The organism is Peribacillus sp. SIMBA_075 (genome assembly GCF_046534585.1).
In genome coordinates, this window is sequence record NZ_JAWRYN010001376.1 from 1 (window position 1) to 244 (window position 244).

1 pseudogene is annotated in these 244 nt (G+C 50.0%); it reads right to left on the bottom strand.

The annotated features are described in order from the left end of the window. Positions 1 to 244, bottom strand: a pseudogene (locus SB775_RS32840) (YggS family pyridoxal phosphate-dependent enzyme); the annotation flags it as partial.

Sequence of the window (244 nt, forward strand, 5' to 3'; positions counted from 1 at the left end):
CCACTTCTTTGACTTTCCGCGACTGCAGCGTGCCGATATAATGCCAGACGACCTCGCCACGAATCTCTGCATGTTTGAGCTTGAGCCCTTCAGGACGGTTTTCTCCAAGATGGCGGATGCCCGCATCGACAGCTTCCTGCGTTCTTTCGATGCCGACTTGCTTGGTGACTGCGACGATTTCAATGCCGCTATTGATTTGGTTTAATGTATGGGCCATTTCTTCAAACTTCGGTTTAATCGCTTT